Raw genomic sequence first — 22,666 nt, forward strand, 5'->3', positions numbered from 1 at the left:
GGGCGGGGGGCCGGGGGGGCGGGGACGCGGCGTGAACCCAACCATCGGGCCGCGTGGGCAGCATCCATGCTGCCCAACGGTCCCGGCCCCCCGTACCCGCCACCCTCTACAAGGTGGGTCGGACGTGCGACAGGAGCCACGCCATGCGTGGCTGCATTTCATTCCGGCATCGGGACGCTGGGTGGAGACAACCGCTGGACCGCCTAGAATGTCGTCCTGAACCGCCTGCCATCCGTGCCCATGACTCTCTTCTGCCCGTTCGCCCATCCCGCTGCCAGCTGTCTCCGGAGCCACGCATGACGCCGCGTCAGCCGGTGGCCGCCGTGGGCCAGGTGCGGATCATCGGCGGCAAGTGGCGCAATACGAAGCTGCCGGTGCCGCTGTCACCGGGGCTGCGGCCCAGCAGTGACCGGGTGCGCGAGACGCTGTTCAACTGGCTGATGCCGCGGTTGGGTGGGGCGCGGGTGCTGGATCTGTTCGCCGGCAGCGGGGCGCTGGGGCTGGAGGCGGTGTCGCGGGGGGCGGCGCAGGCGACGCTGGTGGAGCGCGATGTGGCGTTGTCCCGGCAACTGCGCGACTCGGTCGCCAAGCTGGGGGCGCAGGAGCAGATCGCGGTGGTACAGGCCGATGCGCTGCAGTGGCTGCGGCAGCCGGCCGGGGCGCTGGCGGATATCGTGTTCATCGATCCGCCGTTCGCCGATGGGCTGTGGGAGGCGGTGATCGCCGGGCTGCCGTCGCATCTGGCCGCCGATGCCTGGCTGTACGTGGAGTCCCCGGCCGATCAGGCGCCGAAGATGCCCGCGCCGTGGCTGCTGCACCGTGAGGGGGGCACCCGGGAGGTCCGTTTTGCCCTGTATCGGCGCGCCACTGCTACACTTTCACCAGACCAACACGCGTAGCTGACGTATGACCGTGGCCAACCGCCGCATTGCTGTCTACCCGGGCACCTTCGATCCGATCACCAACGGTCACATCGATCTGGTGAACCGCGCCGCACCCCTGTTCGAGAAGGTGGTGGTGGGCGTGGCGCAGAGTCCGTCCAAGGGGCCGACCCTGCCGCTGGAGCAGCGCGTGCAGCTGGCCCGCGATGCGCTGGGCCACAACCGCAACGTGGAAGTGCGTGGTTTCGATACCCTGCTGGCGCATTTCGTGCGCTCGGTGCAGGGCGGGGTGCTGCTGCGCGGCCTGCGCGCGGTGTCCGATTTCGAATACGAATTCCAGATGGCGAGCATGAACCGCCATCTGATCCCGGAGGTCGAGACCCTGTTCCTGACCCCGGCCGAGCAACACAGTTTCATTTCGTCTTCGCTGGTCCGCGAGATCGCCCGTCTGGGTGGCGACGTGTCCGGCTTTGTGCCGTCCGCCGTGCTTGAGGCGCTGCGCAAGGTCCGTGAAGCGAAGTCGGCCCAAGCGTAGTACCTGTCAGACCCATACATACCAAGAATCACCAAGGGAGGAATTCCATGAACAACACCATGCGTGCCATGTTGATCGCGTCGTTCGCGCTGGCCTTCACCGCCTGCAAGAAGGAAGAGGCCGCGCCGGTCGTCGAAGCCCAGCAGGCGCTGGTCGCCCCGGCTGCCGATGACGATGCCGGCTGGAAGAAGTACCTGCAGGCCGTGGCCGTGCAGAACATGGGCAACATCAGCAACAGCCCGTACCTGTACTACCTCGCCCCGGAATCGGACCCGGAATTCGCGGCCAAGTATGAGCGTCAGGTCGAAAGCGCGACCCAGGCCGTGGGCCGTGGCGTGCAGCCGGGCAACATGCTGGCCTTCGGTTCCTCGGCCTCGGCCAAGATGGCCGACATGATCCAGGCCGTGTTCAAGGACGTCTCGCCGGATTCGATGAAGGGTGTGCGCGTGGTGTTCATCGGCAAAGCCGCCGACAACGCCCGCGTCCAGTCGATCATCCAGCCGACCGGCGCCGAGTACATCTTCGTCGAAGCCAAGTAACCCGTGCAGTGGCGGCTGCGCCGTGTGCGCGGCCCGGGTGGCGCCCGCAGGGGCGTCACCGATGACCGGCCCGCGCGCCCGCGTGGGCCGGTTCTCATCCGCCGGCGCGGGCGTGGAGTAACGCCATGTCGCTGAAAATCAATGAGCTCTGCGTCAATTGCGACGTCTGTGAGCCGGCCTGTCCCAATCAGGCCATTTCGATGGGTGAAACCATCTACGTGATCGATCCGGCCCGCTGCACCGAGTGCGTGGGGCATTTCGACGAACCCCAGTGCGTGGTCGTCTGCCCGGTCGAATGCATCGATCCCGATCCGGACATTCCGGAAACCCAGGACGCCCTGCTGGCCAAGCTGCACGGGCTGCAGCGCGATCATCCCGAATTGTATGTCACGGAGTTTCTGCCCAAATGAGAACGCTGTCGCGTCGTTGGTTGCTGCTCGTCCTGTTGGTCAGCCCGAGCGTCTGGGCGGCGGAATCCCCGCAGGCGGCGCTGGCCAAACATCCTGACGGCGTGGCCGTCGCCAGTGGCCATCACCTGGCCACCGAAGCCGGCATGGAAATCCTGGCCAAGGGCGGCAACGCATTCGATGCGGCCGTGGCCGTGTCCGCCACGCTGGCGGTGGTCGAGCCGATCAGTTCCGGCCTTGGCGGCGGCGGCTTCTTCCTGCTGCACGATGCGGCCACCGGCAAGGACGTGATGCTGGACGCGCGCGAAACCGCGCCGCAGTCCGCCACCCCCGAAGCCTTCCTGGACAAGAAGGGCGATCTGGACCGCGACCGTTCGGTCAACGGTGCCTGGTCGGCCGGTATCCCGGGCCTGCCGGCAGCGTTGGTGGAACTGTCCTCCAAGCACGGCAAGCTGCCGCTGAAGACCTCGCTGGAACCGGCCATGCGCATCGCGCGCGATGGCTTCCCGGTGTATGCGCGCATGTCCAAGGGCTACCAATCGCGGCGCGCGGTGATGCAGCGCTATCCCGGCACGCGCGAGGTCTATGAGCGCAACGGCAAGCCGATCGCCGAGGGCGATGTGTTCCGCCAGCCGGAACTGGCCAGGACCATGGAGCGTCTGGCCGACCAGGGCTTCGATGGCTTCTACCGGGGCGAGACCGGCAAGCTGCTGCTCAAGGGCGTGAAGCAGGCCGGCGGCCAGTGGACCGCGGAGGAATTGGCCGGCTACCGGGTCAAGCTGCGCGAGCCGATCGCCTTCAAGTACCGCGACTGGACCATCACCACCGCCTCGCCCCCGTCTTCCGGCGGCATCGCGCTGGCGGCCATGCTGCAGATCCTGGAAGGCTGGGACCTGAAATCGCTGGACCAGGCCCATCGCACCCACCTGGTGGTGGAAGCCATGCGCCGCGCCTACCGCGACCGCACCTTCTTCCTGGGCGACCCGGATTTCGTGGACATCCCGCAGAAAGTGCTGACCAGCAAGGACTACGCGCAGGGCCTGCGTGCCACCATCCATCCGGAAAAGGCCACCCCGAGCGATCTGCTGTCGGGCAACCCGACCCCGCTGGAAGATGACGAGACCACGCATTTCTCGATCATCGACCGCGAGGGCAACCGCGTCGGCGCCACCCAGACCGTGAACCTGCTGTACGGCTCGGGCCTGATTCCGTCGGGTACCGGCGTGCTGCTGAACAACGAAATGGACGATTTCGCGCTGAAGCCTGGCACGCCCAATGCCTTCGGCGTGATGGGCTACGCGGCCAATGCGCCCAAGCCGGGCAAGCGCATGCTCAGCTCGATGACCCCGACCTTCATGGAGTCCGCCGACAAGGTCGTGGTGCTCGGCACGCCCGGTGGCAGCCGCATCATCACCATGGTGCTGCTGGGCATCCTCGGCTACGACGATGGCCTGACCGCGCAGCAGGTCGCCGCGCTGCCGCGCTACCACCACCAGTGGCTGCCGGATCTGATCGAGGCCGAGAGCGGCACTTTCGATGCGGGCACCATCAAACAGCTGCAGGCAATGGGCCACAAGATCGATCTGCCCGGCGACACCGCCGCGGGTGGCCGCGGCTCCAGCCACGTCTGGGGCAACCTGCAGACCGTGGAATGGGACCGCCGCAGCAATGTCCTCAGCGGTGGCAGCGACCCGCGCAATCCGGTCGGCAGCGCCGCGGTCAGCCAAGCACACTGATTGACCGCACAGACGAGAAACCCCGTCCCAGTGGCGGGGTTTTTTCATGGGCGATGGCTAGCGAATATTTAACGGGGCCACGACGATAATTTGCCAATGAAACTATGGTCCATCCGCGGTAACTCCCAGAAACTCGACGGTGGCGCGATGTTCGGCAATGCGCCGCGCGCGGTCTGGGAAAAATGGGCAGTGCCGGACGATCTCAACCGGATCGAACTGGCCTGCCGTGCACTGCTCGCCAGCCCACTGGCCGGCAAGACGGTGCTGTTTGAAACCGGCATCGGCGCTTTCTTCGAGCCGAAACTGCGGGACCGCTACGGCGTGCAGGAACCCAGCCATGTGCTGATCGAATCCCTGCGCGAGGCCGGGTTCGAGCACGAAGACATCGACGTGGTGGTGCTGAGCCATCTGCACTTCGATCATGCCGGCGGCCTGCTGGCACCGTGGAGCGAAGGTCGCGCGCCGGAACTGTTGTTCCCGAATGCGACCTTCCTGGTCGGGGCCGAGCACTGGTCGCGCGCGCTGCATCCGCATCCGCGCGATCGGGCCAGTTTCATCCCGGAACTGCCCGGTCTGCTGCAGGCCAGTGGCCGCCTGGAAATCGTCGACGGTCCGTATTCCACCGCCCTGGGCGACAGCGTACGTTTCAGCTTCAGCGACGGGCATACCCCGGGGCTGATGCTGGCCGAGATCATCGGGCCGGAGACGGTGGATGGGCAGGCGCGGGGCGGCGTGGTGTTCTGCGCGGACCTGATCCCGGGCCGCTCGTGGGTGCATGTGCCGATCACGATGGGTTACGACCGCAACGCCGAACTGCTGATCGACGAGAAGCGCAGCTTCCTGGAAGACAAACTGGCCCGCAACGTCCATCTGTTCTTCACCCACGACCCGCAGTGCGCGTTGGCGCAGGTGTCACGCGATGAGAAGGGCCGCTTCGGCACCGTGCACGAACAGGGCGAACTGAAGGCCCGCGCGCTGGCCTGACGCCTGCGGCAGGTCCGGCCGCGCACCGGCCGGTATTACCGCGCCGTGCCCGGCATTACCGGCTAGGCAACCACACCAGTAGATGCCGACCGTTGGTCGGCACGGCACCTCACGGCACCGGGCATGAATCCGGCCCGATGCGTCAATGCGCCTTTAAACAGCCGCTCATGAACGTCTTGCGCGCATCGCCGGCCAGCTTCTTCGCAGCCGCATCGGCGTTGCAGGTCTTCATGCGCTCCTGCGGCGTGCTCGCCGCCGGCGCCGGAGCGCTCAGGCAGGCCTTCTGCGCGGTCTTGTAGTCCTCGCCGGTCTTGCCTTTGTTCTTGGCCGAGCAATCGGCCATGCGCTGTTGCTGCGGCGTCGCCGCACTGACAACGGCCGGGCCACCCAGAAGCACCAGACAGGCCAGCAGGGACAAGGTCTTCATGACGCAGCTCCACGCACGGGTTGAGGATGCGCGCAGCTTCTGCCCGGGCATGGCTAGGCCGTGTGAAGCACCGGCGGCTGGTGGTGACCGCCGGTCGGAACGAGGGAATCAACCGACCACGCGGGTCCCGAAAATCCGATCGCCGGCATCGCCCAGGCCCGGCAGGATGTAGCCCTTCTCGTTGAGCTGGGCATCGATGGCGGCGGTAAAGATCTCCACGTCCGGATGCACGGCCTGCACGGCGGCGATGCCTTCCGGCGCGGCCACCAGGAAGATCCCCTTGATGCGGCGTGCGCCGGCACGCTTGAGCATGTCGATCGTGGCGATCAGGGTGCCGCCGGTGGCCAGCATCGGGTCCAGGATCAGCGCATCGCGCTCTTCCAGGCGGCCGGTCAGGCGCTCGAAGTAGGGCACCGGTTGCAGGGTTTCCTCATCGCGCTGCAGGCCGACCACGCTCACGCGCGCGGCGGGGATCAGCGAGAGCACGCCACTGAGCATGCCCAGGCCGGCGCGCAGGATCGGCACCACGGTGATCTTGGCCCCGGCGATGCGCTGCACCGTCACTGGGCCTGCCCAGCCGGCCATGGTGTGGGCTTCGGTATCCAGATCGGCGGTGGCCTCGTAGGCCAGCAGCCCACCGAGCTCATTGGCCAGCTCGCGGAAGTCCTTCGTGCTCAGGGACGCATCGCGCATCAGGCCGATCTTGTGCTGCACCAGCGGATGGCGCACTTCGACGATTTTCATGGGGGAATGACTGGCAAAGGAGAGGCCGATAGTGTGCCGCAACACCCCACCGAAGCCAAAAGCCGACGCCGCCACCGACCGTTCGATGTCCCCGGTGTCATCCCCATGAAACCTCCCGGACATACCGTGCTGACCCATTCTTTACACAGATTGGGGAAGGCAGTGCAGAAGAAGCGTCCGTTGGTCCTGGCGATCAGCCTCTCGTTGCTGGCGGTGATCACCCCGTCGTCCCATGCCGCCGAAACGCCCGATGGCGGCACGGTGGCCGGCAGCGCCGCCGCCGGTGCCGCCGCCATCGATCTGGACCGGGTCGAAGTCCGCCCGCAGCTGGAGTCGCAGACCCGCGCGGTCGACCTCAAGCGCAGCAGCGATGCGATTGAAGACGCGGTTTCCTCCGATGCCATGGGCGTCTACCCCGACAAAAACGTGGCCGAATCGCTGCAGCGCCTGCCCGGCGTCAGTGTCACCCGTGACCAGGGCGAGGGGCGCTTCGTGGTCATCCGTGGCCTGGATGCCAACCTCAACAGCGTCAGCGTGGATGGCATCGCCATCGGCACACCGGAAGACTCCAGCCGCGCTGCACCGCTGGACGTGATCCCCTCCGACTCGACCGAGCGCCTGCGCGTGGTCAAGTCGCCCACCCCGGACATGCCGGGCGATGCCATCGGTGGCGCGATCCTGGTCGAGTCGGCCTCGGCGTTCGACCGCGAAGGCCGCAATCTGCGCGGCAAGATCGAGGCCAGCCACCAGCAGCTCTCCGGCAATACCAGCCCGAAGGCCGCGATCAACTACAGCGAAGTGTTCGCCGATACCTTCGGCGTGGCGCTGGGGGTGAACTACCAGAACCGCAAGTTCGAATCGGACAACACCGAAGTGGAGTACGGCGAGTTCGACGGCGGTGCCGAAGACGACCTGTTCGCCACCAGCCTGCAGCAGCGCAAGTACGAGATCGAGCGCAAGCGTATCGGTGCGAACCTCAATCTGGATTGGCACCCGGATGAAGACAATCGTTATTACCTGCGCACCCTGTACAGCCAGTTCGACGATGCTGAAACCCGCCAGCGCACCCTCTTCAACTTCGGCGATGGCGAGGTCACCGCGCTGGGCAACAACCAGTACCGGGTGGACGACCTGCCGGCCGATACGATCCAGAAGCGCATGCGCTATCGCACCAAGAAGGAAAACACCTTCACCACCAGCGCCGGCGGCGAGAACCGCCTCACCAATGCGGTGGTCGATTACAAGCTGGGCTACACGCGTACCGAAGAGCGCGTCAACGATGAGATGGAAGCGCGCTTCGAGTACAACGGCGATGACCTCGGCGCCAGCGTCGATCAGAACAGCGGCATCCCGCGCTACACCCTGACCAGCGCGCAGTGGATGGACAACGCTAACTACGATTTCGATCGTTTCGTGGTGTCGCCCAAACAGGTCAACGACAGCGAACGCAGTGCGCAGATCAACGTGCGCTTCGATGGCGATGCCTCCAGCATCAAGTTTGGCCTGCTGGGGCGTTGGCGCGATCGCGACGTCAATGTCGATGAGCGCGAGCTGCGCGTCGGCCCGGACGTGGCGTTGTCGGACTGGACCACCGCCACCCCCGATCACCGCGGCGGCAGCCTCGGCCAGGGGATGAGCTCGGATGCCATGCGCCGCTATTGGGCGCAGTCTGGTGGTCAGTACAGCGCCCGCCCGCAGGATACCGGCGGCAATGCGCTGACCTCACTGGAAGAGGACTACACCGCCAGCGAAGACATCTTCGCCAGCTACGCGATGGGCACCTGGGATGTCGGCGCGCTGCGCATCATCGGTGGCGTGCGCGTGGAGAACACCCAGTTCAGCGCCACTGGCAACAGCGTGGACGTGGCACCCAATGGCCGCAGCTTCACGGTCACCCCGTTGAGCGTGAGCCGCAGCTACACCAACGTGCTGCCCGGCCTGCACCTGCGCTACGACGCCGGCGATGACTGGGTGCTGCGTGCGGCCGCCAACAAGACCGTCTCGCGCCCGTCGTTCGGCGATGTGGCACCGCGCGTGGGCCTGAGCCGGGGGGATGAGGAAGTCCGGATCGGCAATCCGCAGCTGGATCCCTATGAATCCAGGAACATCGACCTGTCGCTCGAGAAATATATCGGCAGCACCGGCATCGTCTCGCTGGGCGTATTCCACAAGTCGATCGACGGCTACATCGTCAACACGGTGAGCAACACCGATCCGGCGTACCCGGGGTACGAGGTCACCCGGGTGATCAATGGCAACAAGGCCACGGTCAAGGGCGCCGAGTTCAACTGGCAGCAGCAGCTCGCCTTCCTGCCGGCCGGCTGGGATGGCCTGCTGGTGGGTGCCAGTGGTACCTGGCTGGATACCGATTTCGACCCCGGCGTGGCCGGCCGCGAGCGCGATGACTTCATGCTGCCGCGTGCCTCCAAGCACGTGTACAGCGCGCACCTCGGCTATGAAAAGGCCGGCTTCAGCACCCGCGTGGCCGCGGTCTACCGCAGCGAGTATCTGGATTCACTTGGAGACAGCCGCGCCGATGACATCTATGTGGCGCCCAACACCCAGCTCGATTTCAGCATGGACTACAAGATCACCTCGAACGTGAGCGTCTACTTCGAAGCGCAGAACCTGCTCGACAAGCCGCTGGAGCTCTACCAGGGCGTGCGTTCGCGCACCCTGCAGAACGAGGAATATGGCCGCACCTACGCCCTTGGCCTGAAGGTGGCCCTGTGATGCGCGCGTCCCATGGTCTGAGCCTGCTCGCACTGGCGCTGTTGGCCGCCTGCACGCCGGCAGCCGCGCCCGACGCAGCGGCGCCGGCCCCGGTGGTCGCACCGACCGGCACTGACGCCTCCACGGCACGCGATGTCGCCACGGTCGCCGAGGCGTTCCTGACCCCGATGACCCCCGAAGACAACATCGACTCGCCGGCCAGCTGGACCACGCCCGAGGGCCAGGTCTGGTTGATCGCCACCGCCAAGGCCACCGACAAGCTGGTGGTCTATGACGGGCAGACCGGCGCGAAGCTGCGTGACGTTGGCAGCCTTGGCACTGCCCCGGGCCAGTTCGACCGCCCCAACGGCATCGCCGTGGTCGATGACCTCGTGCTGATCGTGGAGCGTGACAATCACCGCGTGCAGGTCCTGCAGCTGCCAGACTTCAGCCCGCTGGGCGTGTTCGGCGCCGACGATCTGCGCAAGCCGTACGGGCTGTGGGTGAACAAGCAAGGTAACGGCTACGACGTGTACGTCACCGATTCCTACGATGCGGGCGAAGACGCGCAGGGCAACGACGTGTTGCCGCCGCTGGCCGAACTGGACAAGCGCGTGCGTCGTTACGCGCTCACCCTGGAGGGCGGCAAGGCGCAGGCCACGCTCACCGCCAGCATCGGTGATACCACCGAGGCCGGCGCGCTGCGGGTGGTCGAATCGATCTGGGGCGACCCGGCCAACGACCGCCTGCTGATCGCTGAAGAAGACGAAACCTACGCCAGCGAGTTCAAGGTCTACACGCTGGAAGGCCGCTTCAGCGGCGCCACGTTCGGCCGCGATGCCTTCCAGGCCCAGGCCGAAGGCGTGATGCTGCGCACCTGTGGCAAGGACGGCTGGTGGATCACCACCGAGCAGGGCAAGCAGCGCAGCGTGTTCCATCTGTTCGACCGGCACAGCCTGAAACATGTCGGTGCATTCCAGGGTAATACGGTGGCCAACACCGACGGCATCTGGTCGATGCAGGCACCGTCCGCGCGCTTCCCGCATGGCGCGCTGTATGCCGTGCACGATGATCAGGGCGTGGTGGCCTTCGACTGGGCGAGCATCGCCAAGCAGGTGTCGCTGCCGCTGGAGTGCGGCGCGTGAGCCGCGTTCCTGCCGCCTTGACCGCGCTGACGATGGCGCTGCTGCTGTGCAGTGGCAGCGCCGTGGCAAAGAAGGACGCCGAGACCGGGGCCGAGCCCAACACCCAGGTGCCGGCCGGCAACCGGCACTACGCAGCGACCGGCTTCCCCGACCGCCTGGTCGCCTCGCCGGCACAGGACGCGGCGCGCGGCTTCTCGGTGGCGTGGCGGACCGATACCTCGGTCAAGGCGCCGGTGCTGGAATGGGTGCTGGCCGGTGATTCGCCGGATGTGGGGACGCCCACCCGCATCTCCGCCAGCACGCAGGCGCTGACCACCGAACTGGGCACGTCCCATCATCACCGTGCCGACATCACCGGCCTGCAGCCGGACACGCTGTACCTGTGGCGCGTGCAGGGTCAGAACACCTGGAGTGCCTGGAACCAGCTGCGCACTGCCGGCCGTGCCGACCAGCCGCTCACGCTGTTGTACTTCGGTGACACCCAGAACAAGAACCTCAGCCACGTTTCGCGCGTCATGCGGGCCGGCATCAAGGCCGCCCCGGATGCACGCCTGAGCCTGTTCGCCGGTGATCTGGTCAGCGGTGGCGACGGGCAGGATGACAGCGAGTGGGGCGAGTGGTTCGCCGCCGCCGGCTGGCTGCCGCAGGAAACCGCGGTCGCCCCGGCAATCGGCAACCATGAGTACTTCGAGGAATTCGAAGACACGCCGCAGGAGCGCCGCGTGCTCGGCCGTCACTGGCCGGTGACGTTCGCATTGCCACGCAACGGCGTGGACGCCGCCGACACCAGTACCTACTGGTTCGATTACCAGGGCGTGCGCATCGCCGTACTCGACGGCACCTCCGCGCTCGATCTGGGCACCGCCAAGGCGCAGGCCGCCTGGCTGGACACGGTGCTGGCCGACAATCCGCACCCGTGGAGCATCGTGCTGCTGCACCAGCCGTTCTATTCCCCGCGCGAAGGCCGCGAGAACGCCGAACTGCGCGATGTGCTGCTGCCCGTGGTGCGGCGCCACCAGGTCGATCTGGTCCTGCAGGGCCACGACCACACCTACGGCCGCCGTGGCGAAGGGAAGGGTGCGACGCCGCAGTTCGTGGTCACCGTGGCCGGGCCGAAGCAGTACCGGCTCTCGGACGAAGCCCGTGCCACCATGGCGCCGGTGGGTGAGGACACGCAGCTGTTCCAGGTCTTGAAGATTGATCCGAGCCACCTGCGCTACGAGGCACGCACCGTCACCGGCCGCCTGTACGACGGCTTCGAGTTGACACGTGGTGCCGATGGCCGCAAACAGAAGGCCGAACTGACGCAGGGACGCATCGCCCCCCGTGACTGCACGCGCGCCCAGACCCTGAAGGGCCGCGCCGACCGTTGCTGGGAATGACCGACCGGCCGGGCCGCTGCGGCGTGCCCGGCCTTCCGTGGAGATCGAGATGATCCATCGCCGTTCCATCGCGCGGGCCGCCTTGGCCACCTCGCTGCTGCTGCTCGCCGGTGCCAGCGTGGCCGGCAACGCGGTGCTGCACCCGTTCCTTGCCGCGCAGCCGAAGAATGCTCCGGAGGAGGTGAATCTGGCCGTGGAGATCCCGGCCGGCAGCTTCACCAAGTACGAGATCAAGGACGACGGTCTGGTCCATGTGGATCGCTTCCAGTCGATGCCGGTGGCGTACCCGGCCAACTACGGCTCGATGCCGCGCACGTTGGCGGGCGACAACGACCCGCTGGATGCGCTGGTGCTGACCCGTGAGCCGCTGCACCCCGGCGTGATCGTGCGGTTCCGCCCGATCGGCTTCCTGAAGATGGTCGATGACGGCGAGCAGGACGAAAAGGTCATCGGCGTGCCGACCGACAAGATCGACCCGACCTACGCCAGCATCCGCGATCTGGACGATCTGCCGTTGATCGAGCGGCAGCGCATCGAAGCCTTCTTCCGGGTCTACAAAGACCTGCCGGCCGGCCGCAATCCGGTCCAGCTCAATGGCTGGGGCAATGCCGCCGAGGCCAAGGCGCTGATTCGTGCGTCCATGCAGCGCTTCGATGCGCAGCAGCGGCGCGCGAAGGGCGATTGATCAGCCACGTGCGATGCCGGGCGATCACGCCCGGCCCGCAGTCGCGTTGTGCAGCCGCCGCAGGAACACGGCCATCTCCTTGACCGCCTGTTTGTCGCCGTTGGTCCCGGCGACAGTACTGCCTTCCTGCCACGCCTGTGCCGCCGCGTCGGTATCGCCGGCAGCCAGATGCGCCTTGCCCAACCATTTCCAGCCCGCCGAGTAGCGCGGGTCCTGAGCGACACAGCGCTGCAGATGGATGACCGCCTCCGCGGTGTCGCCCGCATCGAGCAGGGCCTTGCCCAGGCCGAAGCGGAGCAGGGCGCTGTCGCGACCACGTTCGAGCAGACGTTGCAGTGCGGGGATATCCATCGATGTCTCTACCGTGCAATACCGGCGCCCATCAACGCCCGCCGGCGGCCTGGTAACGGCGCGCGACCTCAGTCCAGTCGATCAGCTCGAAGAAGGCGGCGATGTAGTCCGGGCGCCGGTTCTGGTAGTTGAGGTAGTACGCGTGTTCCCATACATCCAGCCCCAGGATCGGCGTGCCACCGGAGAGGCCGGCGAACTCGCCCATCAACGGGTTGTCCTGGTTCGGGCTGCTCTCCACCGCAAGCTTGCCGTACCGGTTCAACGTCAACCACGCCCAGCCACTGCCGAAGCGTGTCTGCGCGGCCTTGGTGAAGGCCTCCTTGAACGCGCCGTGGCCGCCGAGGTCACGCTCGATGGCGGCGGCAACCACATTGTCCGGTTGGCCGCTGTCCGGCGTCAGGACGGTCCAGAACAGGCTGTGGTTGGCATGTCCGCCGCCGTTGTTGCGGACGGCGTTGCGCACCCCCTCGGGCAGGGACCCGATATCGGCGATCAGTGCATCGATGTCGGTGCTTTCGATGGCGGCATCGGCGAGTGCCGCATTGAGATTGGTGATGTAGGTCTGGTGGTGCTTGGCATGATGGATTTCCATCGTGCGTGCATCGAAGTGCGGTTCGAGTGCGTCGTAGGCGTAGGGCAGGGCGGGGAGGGTGTAGGCCATGGATATCTCCGGAAGAGCAGGTGGGGGCGGTGCCGGCACGCAGCACGGGGATGCCACGATAGAACCTCAAGCGTGATTGAGGTCAAGCGCGGCGATGTGGAACAGTGCGGGCCATCCACGCGCGATCGCTGCCTCTCCTTCACCTGCACTGGCTATCATTGCCTGTCGAATCTTCCGGGGTAGTCTCGTGTCGGTAGCGTTGGTGTGGTTTCGCCGTGACCTGCGGTTGCAGGACAACCCGGCCCTGCAGGCCGCTCTGGATGCCGGCCATGTGCCGGTACCGGTCTACATCCATGCGCCACACGAAGAAGGCGACTGGGCGCCCGGTGGCGCGTCGAACACCTGGTTGCACCGCTCGTTGGCCGCGCTCGACGCGGACCTGCGTGCGCGCGGCTCGTCGCTGGTACTGCGCCAAGGCGACAGTCAGGCACAGCTGCAGCAGCTGATCGAGCAGACCGGTGCGGGCGCGGTGTACTGGAACCGCAAGTACGAGCCGGCCACGCAGCCGCGCGATGCGAAGATCAAACGGGAACTGCGCGAGCAGGGCATCGAGGCCGAAAGCCATAACGGCAGCCTGATGTTCGAGCCGTGGGATGTGGCGACCCAGCAGGGCGGCCCGTACAAGGTGTTCACCCCGTTCTGGCGCAATGCGCTGACCCGTCTGCAGTTGCCGGCCCCGACCCGCTTGCCCGAGCGGCTGCCCGCGCACAGCGCCAGCGGCGAGAGTGTCGACGCGCTCGACCTTGCGCCCTCCATTGCGTGGGACCGGCAGTTCTGGACGCATTGGCAGCCCGGCGAGGCGGGCGCGCACGAGGCGCTGACCGTTTTCATCGATGGTGCCCTCAACGGCTATCGCCAGCAGCGTGATCTGCCGGACCGGGTCGGCACCTCGCTGTTGTCGCCGCACCTGCATTTCGGCGAGATCGCGCCGTGGCGGATCGCGCGTCGCCTGCAGGGCGAGCGCAGCGCCAGCCGCGATGCGGATATCGATGGCTACATCCGCGAGCTGGGCTGGCGTGAGTTCTCCTACCACCTGCTGCATCACTTTCCGCAGACCCCGGACCACAACCTCAACCCGCGCTTCGATCAGTTCCAGTGGGCCAAGCCGGACCCGGCGGCATTGCAGGCTTGGCAGCAGGGGCGCACCGGCATCCCGATCGTCGATGCCGGCCTGCGTGAGCTGTGGGCGACCGGTTACATGCACAACCGTGTGCGCATGATCGTCGCCAGCTATCTGTGCAAGCACATGCGCCAGCATTGGCGCGCAGGTGCGCGCTGGTTCTGGGACACACTGGTCGATGCAGACCTGGCCAACAACACCATGGGCTGGCAATGGGTCGCCGGCACCGGTGCGGATGCCGCGCCGTACTTCCGGATTTTCAACCCGGTCACGCAGTCGCAGAAGTTCGACCCGCAGGCGCGCTACATCACCCGCTGGGTGCCGGAACTGGAAGCGCTTCCGTTGAAGGCCCGCTTCGCACCGTGGCAATCGCCGCAGCTGCTGGCCGAGCTCGCGCCGGGCTACCCGGCATTGCCACTGGTGGATCTGAGCGAGGGTCGGGATGCCGCGTTGGCAGCGTATCGGCATACCGGCGGGGCGTGACCGGCGTCCCGGAAAGGTCGCTTTCGCCGTAACCGTTTACCTGAACAGGGAGCTGCCGGGCGTGCCATTCATCATGCCGGCATCGCGTTGGGCTGTTTATGCTCTTCACCGCCCGCACGCCGGCGCCGTCCGGTAACCAAGGAGAAACCTCATGATTCGACCCGCAACCCGCAACGTGGCCTTGGCCCTGATGACTGCTGCCGCCCTGACGGCCTGCGCCACCGGTGGCTCCTACGTGCAGAGTGACCAGTACGGCAACCCCGTTGAACAGCAGAACCGCACCGGCCGCAACGCGTTGATCGGCACCGCGGTCGGCGTCGCCGCCGGTCTGCTCAGCGGCAACAGCGCCACCGAGCGCCGCCAGCACGCCATGATCGGTGCCGGTATCGGCGCACTCAGCGGCGCGGCCGTCGGCCAGTACCAGGACCGTCAGGAACGCGCGCTGCGCGAACGTACCGCCAACACCGGTATCGACGTCTCCCGTAATGGCGACAACCTGGTCCTGAACCTGCCGGACGGCATCACCTTCGATTTCGGCAAGTCCACGCTGAAGCCGCAGTTCTACAGCTCGCTCAACGGCGTGGCCAGCACGCTGGCCGAGTACAACCAGACCATGATCGAAGTGGTCGGCCACACCGACAGCATCGGCAGCGACGCAGTCAACAACCGCCTCTCCAAGGAACGCGCCGACTCGGTCGCCGCCTATCTGGCCGGCCAGGGTGTGCAGCGTGCCCGCATCGAAACCCTCGGTGCCGGCAAGGCCTACCCGATTGCCGACAACAACACCGATGCCGGCCGCGCGCAGAACCGCCGCGTCGAGATCCGTGTGATTCCCTTGCAGCAATAACAGCGCGCCAGCGCGCTGTTGTTGCGTGTTGCGAGCCCAGGCTCGCGACACGAAAATGCCGCCCTTACAGGCGGCATTTTTTGTAGGTACCGGCCGCTGGCCGGTACGCCCGGAACAACTCCGTCCGCTCGCACACCCACACGACCGCACCGCCCAAACGACAACGCCGCCCGAGGGCGGCGCTGTCGTTCATACGGCACTGCGCTGATGAAGCATCGCCAGCATCACCCCGAGGTCACCGTCTCCAGAATCCGCTTCCCGGCCGCCTGCAGCTCGGTTTCCACCTGCGTCTGCTGCTGCTTGGCCAGCTTCGCGGCCGGGCACTGGGCCAGCATGTAGTTGGCGTCGAAGTTCATCTTCTCGACCAGGAAATCGACGAACGCGCGCACCTTCGGCGAGACCAGCCGGCCGCCGGCAAACACCGCGTTGAAGTCCACTTCCGGCCCGGTCCAGCCGGCCAGCACGCGGCGCACCATCCCCGATTCGACGAACGGCTTGGCCATCACGTCACCGGTCAACAGCAACCCTTCGCCGCACACCAGTGCGCCGTTCAACGCGGACGGATCATTGGCCACCAACAGCGGATTCACCGGGAAATCGAGCAGCTCGCCACCGTTCTCGCCCAGCTGCCAGAAGAAGCGGTTGTTGTTGAGGTTGCGCGCCTTGCGCATGGCCAGGATGCGGTGGAACTGCAGCTCATCCGGGTGCAGCGGCTCGCCGTAGCGTTCGATGTAGGCCGGGCTGGCGAACACCTGCGTGCGCAGGCTGCCAAGCTTGCGCGCCACCAGGTTGGAGTCGGGCAGGGTGCCCACGCGCAGCGCCAGATCCGCTTCACCGGCAATCAGGTCGAGCTTCTCGTTGCCCAGATGCATATCCAGCTGGATTTCCGGGTACTGCGCATGGAACTGGCCGAGCAGCGGCGCGATCCAGGTGATGCCGATCGAGTAGGGCACGGTGAAACGCAGCCAGCCACGCGGGCCGGACTGCAGCTGGTTGACCGCGCCTTCGGCTTCTTCCAGCTCGCGTGCGATGCGCTGGCAGTGCTCGTGATAGACCGAGCCCGCTTCAGTGAGGCCGAGGCGGCGGGTGGTCCGGTGCAGCAGACGCGCGCCGAGGCGCGTTTCCAGCTCCTGCACCTTGCGGCTGACCGTCGTCTTGGGTAACCCCAGTGCAGTGGCGGCGGCGATGAAACTGCCTTGCTCGACCACTTTGACGAAGATCAGCGTGTCGTTGAGATCGTGGGCCATGACGGGATCCAAAGTCGGGGGAGGGAGAGAGTGCCGCAAATGATTGTGCCGGGCACGGGATGATTATTCCCCTAAATCCGGACTAATCAAGGGGGAGTTTGAGGACTAATCTGGCGCCATTCCAGATATGAAGGACGACAACCATGTGGTTGCGGAACATTCTTGGCCGCCTGCGTAGCGGCCCCAACGCCCCGCTGGACCTCGCGATGACCGTGGAAGTCCGTCCGGGTTCCTTGTCCCGTAAGGCTTTTCGGGAGTTCACCCCGCCTGCCAACATGCAGCGCGGCGGCAGCTTCCGGCTGGGCGCCCGCAACGGCGACCGACTGGGCCGAATTGGGATTATCCCGGCGACGGGAGTGAAAGTCCCATGAATGGGACATTGGCCCCCGAGGTGCTGGTGCTCGGTGGCACCGGCAGCGTGGGCCAGGGGATCGTGGCGGCCTTGCTGGAGGCCGGCAGCCCCGTGTTGGTGGTCGGCCGCGACCCCGGCCGGCTGGCCGCGCTGCAGGAGCAGTTCGCCGATGAGCCGGGGCTGGAGGTCCTGCTCGGTTCGCTGGGCGACGACGGCTCGGCGCGGACCGTGGCCGAGCGCGTCGGCGGACGTGCCCGCGCGCTCGCCGCGGTGGTGGATGCGATGGGCGGGCCGTACAACCGTGGGCGGGTGACCGACCGCAGCGGCGATGCGCTCTTGCAGGCGCTGCAGGCCGACGTGATGCCGCACGTGCATGCCGGCCGCCATCTGCTGCCGCTGGTGCGCGGTGGCGCCCAGGTACGGCGCTACGTGCTGGTTGGCGGGCCGGCCGGCTTCAAACCGTGGGCCGGGCACGGTGAGTCCTCCATCACCATGTCCGCCACCCGCATGTACGCGCAGGTGCTGCACCAGGAAGCCCAGGCACTGGGCGTGCGCGCGCAGATGCTGGAAGTGTGCGATCCGGTGTGCACCCCGGCCAATGCCGCCAAGGCCTGCATCGAATGGCCGAGCGCGCTGCTGGTTGGCCGGCGTGTGGTCTCGCTGCTCGACAACTGCACCGACAACCGCGCCATCGTGCGCTGCGATGCACGCGATGCCGAACTGCCGCGCGGGCTGCTGCATCTGGACCGCCCTCCGCCGATGTCGCGCAACACGGCCGGCACTGCTTGACCTCTACCAAGGTTCAGGTCCCAGGCTACGCCCCCCACGTCGCCCACGTTTTCGATTCTGTATCACCACCCCTACGTACGGATGCATGACATGACTTCCAACTCCTCCCCGCATCGTTTCACCCGACGGCTGGCCATGGCCGGCGTTTCCATCCTTGCCGCCGCGGTGCTGACCGCCTGCAGTGGCAGCCACGCTGAGGAAGCCGGCATGCCGCCGCCGCCCTCGGTCAGTGCCGCCCCGGTGCTGGTCAAGCAGGTCAGCCAGTGGGACGACTTCAGCGGCCGCGTCGAAGCGGTCGAAAGCGTTGAACTGCGCCCGCGCGTCTCCGGCTACATCGACAAGGTCAACTATGTCGAAGGCCAGGAGGTCAAGAAGGGCGATGTGCTGTTCACCATCGACGCACGCAGCTACCGCGCCGAGCTGGACCGCGCCACCGCCGAGCTCAACCGCGCGCGCACCCAGGCCCAGGTGAGTCGCAGCGAAGCCGACCGTGCCCGCCGCCTGTCCGACCAGCAGGCGATTTCCACGGAGACCTGGGAACAGCGCCGTGCCGTGTCCGAGCAGGCCCTGGCGCAGGTGCAGGCCGCGCAGGCGGCGGTGGATGCAGCGCGCTTGAACATGGAATTCACCCAGGTGCGCGCCCCGATCAACGGCCGTGCCGGCCGCGCGATGGTGACCGCCGGCAACCTGGTCACCGCCGGCGACAGCGCCAGCGTGCTGACCACGCTGGTCTCGCTGGACAAGGTGCATGTGTACTTCGATGCCGATGAAGGCACCTTCCTGCGCTACGCCCAGATGGCCCGCAAGGGGGAACGCCCGAGCGAGCGCGACAGCGAACTGCCGGTGAAGGTCGGCCTGTCCGGTGAGGACGGCTACCCGCATGAAGGCAAGGTCGATTTCCTGGACAACCAGGTCACCCGCAGCACCGGCACCATCCGGGTCCGCGCGCTGCTGGACAACGCCGACCGCGCCTTCACCCCGGGGCTGTTCGCCCGCGTGCAGTTGCTGGGCAGCGGCCAGTTCCAGGCCATGCTGATCGATGACAAGGCCGTGCTGACCGACCAGGACCGCAAGTTCGTCTACGTGGTCGACAAGGACAACAAGGCACAGCGCCGTGATATCCAGCTCGGCCGCAACGCCGACGGCCTGCGGATCGTCGAGCAGGGCCTGAAGGCCGGTGACCGCGTGATCATCGACGGCGTGCAGAAAGTCTTCATGCCCGGCATGCCGGTTCAGGCCAAGGCCGTTGCGATGCAGCCGGTTGCCGCACCGGTAGCCGCGCCGGCTGTTGCAAAGAATTGAAGGGCAGCCGACTGACCGTCGGTTCTACATAGCAGCCGACCAACGGTCGGCTCTACCGTGACTGCCATCGCCCCGTGCAGGGGAACCCGCCACCGCTGTCGCCTGCGACAGCGGCCGGGGTCGTGCACGCCGGCGCTGGTGAAACCCCAGGAATCCACCCATGGACTTTTCCCGTTTTTTCATTGACAGGCCGATCTTCGCGGCGGTGCTGTCGATCGTGATCTTCGCCGCAGGCCTGATCGCGATCCCCATGCTGCCGATCAGCGAGTACCCCGAAGTGGTGCCGCCATCGGTGGTGGTGCGCACGGTGTACCCGGGCGCCAACCCCAAGGTGATCGCTGAAACCGTGGCCACGCCACTGGAAGAAGCGATCAACGGCGTGGAGGACATGATGTACATCAAGTCCGTCGCCGGCTCCGACGGCGTACTGCAGATGACCGTGACCTTCCGCCCGGGTACCGACCCGGACGAGGCGGCGGTCAAGGTGCAGAACCGCGTCGCCCAGGCGCAGGCGCGCCTGCCGGAAGACGTGCGCCGCCAGGGTGTCTCCACCCAGAAGCAGTCGCCGACCTTCCTGATGGTGGTCCACCTGACCTCCCCGGACGGCAAGTACGACTCGCTGTACCTGCGCAACTACGCGCGCCTGCACGTCAAGGATGCCCTGGCACGCCTGCAGGGCGTCGGTGATGCGCAGATGTTCGGCGGCGGCGACTACGCCATGCGTGCGTGGCTGGACCCGGACAAGATCGCCGCGCGCGGCCTGACCGCCAGCGATGTGGTGCGTGCGATGCGCGAGCAGAACGTCCAAGTCTCGGCCGGCCAGCTCGGTGCCGAGCCGATGCCGAGCAGCGACTTCCTGACCCTGATCAACGCCCAGGGCCGCCTGCGTACCGAACAGGAATTCCGCGACATCGTGCTCAAGGCCGGTGACGACGGTGAAGTGGTGCGCCTGTCCGATGTCGCCCGCCTGGAACTGGGTGCCGGTGACTACACGCTGCGCTCGCAGCTGGACGGCAAGAACGCAGTCGGTATCGGTATCTTCCAGGCCCCGGGCGCCAACGCGCTGGAGATCCGTGACTCGGTCATCCACACCATGGATGAGCTGACCAAGCAGTTCCCGCCGGGTGTGAAATACGAAGCGGTGTATGACACCACGATCTTCGTGCGCGATTCGGTCAAGGCCGTGGTCTCCACGCTGCTGGAAGCGATCGCGCTGGTGGTGCTGGTGGTGATCCTGTTCCTGCAGACCTGGCGCGCCTCGATCATTCCGCTGATCGCCGTGCCGGTGTCCATCGTGGGTACGTTTGCGGCGCTGTACGTGCTGGGCTTCTCGATCAACACCTTGACCCTGTTCGGGCTGGTGCTGGCGATCGGCATCGTGGTCGATGACGCGATCGTGGTGGTGGAGAACGTCGAGCGCAACATCGAAGAAGGCCTGACCCCGCTGGCCGCGGCACACCAGGCGATGCGTGAAGTCTCCGGGCCGATCGTGGCGATCGCGCTGGTGCTGTGTGCCGTATTCGTGCCGATGGCGTTCCTGTCGGGCGTGACCGGTGCGTTCTACAAGCAGTTCGCCGTCACCATCGCCATCTCGACCGTGATCTCGGCGATCAACTCGCTGACCCTGTCGCCGGCCCTGGCCGCACGTCTGCTCAAGCCGCACGGTGCACCGAAGGATGGCCTGACCCGTCTGATCGATCGTCTGTTCGGCTGGATCTTCCGTCCGTTCAACCGCTTCTTCAAGACCAGCTCGGAGAAGTACCACGGTTCGGTCGGCCGCCTGCTGGGCCGCCGTGGCCTGGTGTTCGTGGTGTATGCCGGCCTGCTGCTGGCCACCGGCCTGATGTTCAAGGCGGTGCCGGCCGGCTTCATTCCGACCCAGGACAAGCTGTACCTGATCGCCGGTGTGAAGCTGCCGGAAGGCTCCTCGATCGCACGTACCGACGCCATGCTGGCCAAGGTCGCCGAGATCGCGCGCAACACCGATGGCGTGGCGCACACGATCCAGTTCCCGGGTCTGAACGCGCTGCAGTTCACCAACACGCCCAACACCGGTGTAGCGTTCGTTCCGCTCAAGCCGTTCAGTGAGCGCAAGGGACGCACCGCCGCGCAGATCAATGCCGAGATCAACGCCAAGATCGCCGGGCTGCAGGAGGGCTTCGCGTTCTCCATGATGCCGCCGCCGATCCTCGGCCTGGGTAACGGCAACGGCTACCAGATGTTCATCCAGGACCGCGGCAACCTCGGCTACGGCGCACTGCAGACTGCAGTGAGCACGATGCAGGGCGCCGTCGCGCAGACCCCGGGCATGGCGTTCCCGATCACCAGCTACCAGGCCAACGTGCCGCAGCTGGATGCCGAAGTGGACCGCGTCAAGGCCAAGGCCCAGGGCGTGGAGTTGACCGAGTTGTTCGACACGCTGCAGACCTACCTGGGCTCGGCGTACGTGAACGACTTCAACCAGTTCGGTCGCACCTGGCAGGTGATCGCCCAGGCCGACGGCCAGTTCCGTGACAGCGTGGAAGACATCGGTCGCCTGCGCACCCGCAACAACCGCGGCGAGATGGTGCCGATCGGCTCCATGGTCACCGTGAAGCAGACCTACGGCCCGGACCCGGTGCTGCGCTTCAACGGTTACCCGGCGGCCGATCTGGCCGGCGAAGCCGACCCGCGGATGCTGTCCTCGGCCGAGGCCATGACCAAGCTGACCGAAATCGCCGGCAAGGTGCTGCCGGTGGGCATGCAGACCGAGTGGACCGACCTGAGCTACCAGCAGGCCACCCAGGGCAAGGCCGCCTTCATCGTGTTCCCGGTGGCGATCCTGCTGGCGTTCCTGGTGCTGGCCGCGCTGTATGAAAGCTGGTCGCTGCCGCTGGCGGTGATCCTGATTGTCCCCATGACCCTGCTGTCTGCGTTGTTCGGCGTATGGATGACGGGCGGTGACAACAACGTGTTCGTGCAGGTCGGCCTGGTGGTGCTGATGGGCCTGGCATGCAAGAACGCCATCCTGATCGTCGAGTTCGCCCGAGAACTGGAAATGGGCGGCAAGGGCATCGTGGAGGCTGCACTGGAAGCGTGCCGCCTGCGTCTGCGCCCGATCGTGATGACCTCCATCGCGTTCATCGCCGGCACCATCCCGCTGGTGATCTCGCATGGCGCCGGTGCGGAAGTCCGCTCGGTGACCGGTATCACGGTGTTCGCCGGCATGTTGGGCGTCACCCTGTTCGGCCTGTTCCTGACCCCGGTGTTCTACGTGGCCCTGCGCAAGTTCGTCAGCCGTAATGGCGGCGGGCAGCTGGTGACCCACGGCGAACCGACCATCCACCACTGATTCCTT

At 66.5% G+C, this 22,666-nt stretch carries 20 protein-coding genes; 15 read left to right on the forward strand and 5 right to left on the reverse strand.

The genetic code is table 11. The annotated features are described in order from the left end of the window. Nucleotides 1-296 precede the first annotated feature (296 nt). The 6 genes from rsmD (at nt 297) to QMX81_RS05800 (ending at nt 5,082) form a co-directional block, all read left to right on the forward strand. Nucleotides 297-899 (forward strand): 16S rRNA (guanine(966)-N(2))-methyltransferase RsmD, encoded by a 603-nt coding sequence (gene rsmD, locus QMX81_RS05775; protein WP_282259526.1) that lies wholly within the window; start codon nt 297-299, stop codon nt 897-899. Between the two features lie 7 nt (nt 900-906). After that, nucleotides 907-1,416 carry a pantetheine-phosphate adenylyltransferase gene (gene coaD / locus QMX81_RS05780; RefSeq protein ID WP_121041888.1) on the forward strand — a complete coding sequence of 170 codons (510 nt, stop codon included), beginning with the start codon at nt 907-909 and terminating at the stop codon, nt 1,414-1,416. 47 nt (nt 1,417-1,463) lie between these two features. Then, complete coding sequence (locus QMX81_RS05785) at nt 1,464-1,955, forward strand: hypothetical protein (RefSeq protein ID WP_019183240.1); 492 nt, start codon at nt 1,464-1,466, stop codon at nt 1,953-1,955. A 125-nt stretch (nt 1,956-2,080) separates the two neighbouring features. Then, on the forward strand, nt 2,081-2,365 hold the full coding sequence (locus tag QMX81_RS05790) for a YfhL family 4Fe-4S dicluster ferredoxin (RefSeq protein WP_070427136.1): 285 nt from the start codon (nt 2,081-2,083) through the stop codon (nt 2,363-2,365). Further along, a complete protein-coding gene (ggt, locus tag QMX81_RS05795; RefSeq protein WP_121041890.1) occupies nt 2,362-4,098 on the forward strand; it encodes a gamma-glutamyltransferase in 1,737 nt (578 codons plus the stop codon). The genes QMX81_RS05790 and ggt overlap by 4 nt, the downstream gene beginning before the upstream one ends. Before the next feature lie 96 nt (nt 4,099-4,194). Beyond that, nucleotides 4,195-5,082, forward strand: a complete 888-nt coding sequence (locus QMX81_RS05800) for an MBL fold metallo-hydrolase (protein WP_282259537.1) — start codon at nt 4,195-4,197, stop codon at nt 5,080-5,082. 142 nt (nt 5,083-5,224) lie between these two features. Here the strand turns inward: QMX81_RS05800 and QMX81_RS05805 are convergent, their stop codons facing one another. Together QMX81_RS05805 and upp are read right to left on the reverse strand one after the other, a co-directional pair. Further along, nucleotides 5,225-5,509, reverse strand: coding sequence for a PsiF family protein (locus QMX81_RS05805; protein ID WP_282259539.1), 285 nt, complete (start codon nt 5,507-5,509; stop codon nt 5,225-5,227). A 108-nt stretch (nt 5,510-5,617) separates the two neighbouring features. Beyond that, nucleotides 5,618-6,253, reverse strand: coding sequence for a uracil phosphoribosyltransferase (gene upp / locus QMX81_RS05810; protein ID WP_019183235.1), 636 nt, complete (start codon nt 6,251-6,253; stop codon nt 5,618-5,620). 162 nt (nt 6,254-6,415) lie between these two features. Between upp and QMX81_RS05815 the strand changes: the two genes are divergently transcribed. The 4 genes from QMX81_RS05815 to QMX81_RS05830 are packed head-to-tail and all read left to right on the forward strand — an operon-like array spanning nt 6,416 to nt 12,177. Continuing rightward, the gene (locus tag QMX81_RS05815; protein WP_282259542.1) at nt 6,416-8,986 is read left to right on the forward strand and encodes a TonB-dependent receptor; all 2,571 of its coding nucleotides are present in this window, start codon (nt 6,416-6,418) and stop codon (nt 8,984-8,986) included. Continuing rightward, a complete protein-coding gene (locus QMX81_RS05820) occupies nt 8,986-10,110 on the forward strand; it encodes a phytase (protein ID WP_282259544.1) in 1,125 nt (374 codons plus the stop codon). Before QMX81_RS05815 ends, QMX81_RS05820 begins: the two co-directional genes overlap by 1 nt. A 32-nt stretch (nt 10,111-10,142) precedes the next feature. Continuing rightward, nucleotides 10,143-11,492, forward strand: coding sequence for a metallophosphoesterase family protein (locus QMX81_RS05825; protein WP_282259727.1), 1,350 nt, complete (start codon nt 10,143-10,145; stop codon nt 11,490-11,492). A gap of 49 nt (nt 11,493-11,541) precedes the next feature. Then, nucleotides 11,542-12,177, forward strand: a complete 636-nt coding sequence (locus QMX81_RS05830) for an inorganic diphosphatase (RefSeq protein WP_282259547.1) — start codon at nt 11,542-11,544, stop codon at nt 12,175-12,177. Nucleotides 12,178-12,201: 24 nt separating this feature from the next. Here the strand turns inward: QMX81_RS05830 and QMX81_RS05835 are convergent, their stop codons facing one another. Continuing rightward, the gene (locus QMX81_RS05835; RefSeq protein WP_282259551.1) at nt 12,202-12,528 is read right to left on the reverse strand and encodes a tetratricopeptide repeat protein; all 327 of its coding nucleotides are present in this window, start codon (nt 12,526-12,528) and stop codon (nt 12,202-12,204) included. Nucleotides 12,529-12,559: 31 nt separating this feature from the next. Further along, entirely contained in the window at nt 12,560-13,189 is a 630-nt protein-coding gene (locus QMX81_RS05840; RefSeq protein ID WP_282259553.1) for a superoxide dismutase, read from the reverse strand. A 187-nt stretch (nt 13,190-13,376) separates the two neighbouring features. Here QMX81_RS05840 and QMX81_RS05845 point away from each other — a divergent pair, with 187 nt between their 5' ends. Then, a complete protein-coding gene (locus QMX81_RS05845) occupies nt 13,377-14,792 on the forward strand; it encodes a deoxyribodipyrimidine photo-lyase (protein WP_282259555.1) in 1,416 nt (471 codons plus the stop codon). A 151-nt stretch (nt 14,793-14,943) separates the two neighbouring features. Continuing rightward, entirely contained in the window at nt 14,944-15,639 is a 696-nt protein-coding gene (locus QMX81_RS05850; RefSeq protein ID WP_088432184.1) for an OmpA family protein, read from the forward strand. Nucleotides 15,640-15,863: 224 nt separating this feature from the next. Here the strand turns inward: QMX81_RS05850 and QMX81_RS05855 are convergent, their stop codons facing one another. Continuing rightward, nucleotides 15,864-16,886, reverse strand: a complete 1,023-nt coding sequence (locus QMX81_RS05855) for a LysR family transcriptional regulator (RefSeq protein ID WP_282259561.1) — start codon at nt 16,884-16,886, stop codon at nt 15,864-15,866. A 367-nt stretch (nt 16,887-17,253) separates the two neighbouring features. On the opposite strand from QMX81_RS05855, the gene QMX81_RS05860 reads away from it, so the two are divergent. The 3 genes from QMX81_RS05860 (at nt 17,254) to QMX81_RS05870 (ending at nt 22,660) form a co-directional block, all read left to right on the forward strand. Then, nucleotides 17,254-18,027 (forward strand): SDR family oxidoreductase, encoded by a 774-nt coding sequence (locus QMX81_RS05860; RefSeq protein ID WP_121041916.1) that lies wholly within the window; start codon nt 17,254-17,256, stop codon nt 18,025-18,027. Between the two features lie 90 nt (nt 18,028-18,117). Continuing rightward, nucleotides 18,118-19,329, forward strand: a complete 1,212-nt coding sequence (locus QMX81_RS05865) for an efflux RND transporter periplasmic adaptor subunit (protein ID WP_121041918.1) — start codon at nt 18,118-18,120, stop codon at nt 19,327-19,329. A 160-nt stretch (nt 19,330-19,489) separates the two neighbouring features. Then, a complete protein-coding gene (locus tag QMX81_RS05870) occupies nt 19,490-22,660 on the forward strand; it encodes a multidrug efflux RND transporter permease subunit (RefSeq protein WP_019183223.1) in 3,171 nt (1,056 codons plus the stop codon). The last annotated feature ends 6 nt before the right edge of the window (nt 22,661-22,666 follow it).

Origin of the sequence: Stenotrophomonas sp. PS02301 (genome assembly GCF_029959485.1) — a bacterium.
Lineage (GTDB): Bacteria > Pseudomonadota > Gammaproteobacteria > Xanthomonadales > Xanthomonadaceae > Stenotrophomonas > Stenotrophomonas maltophilia_Z.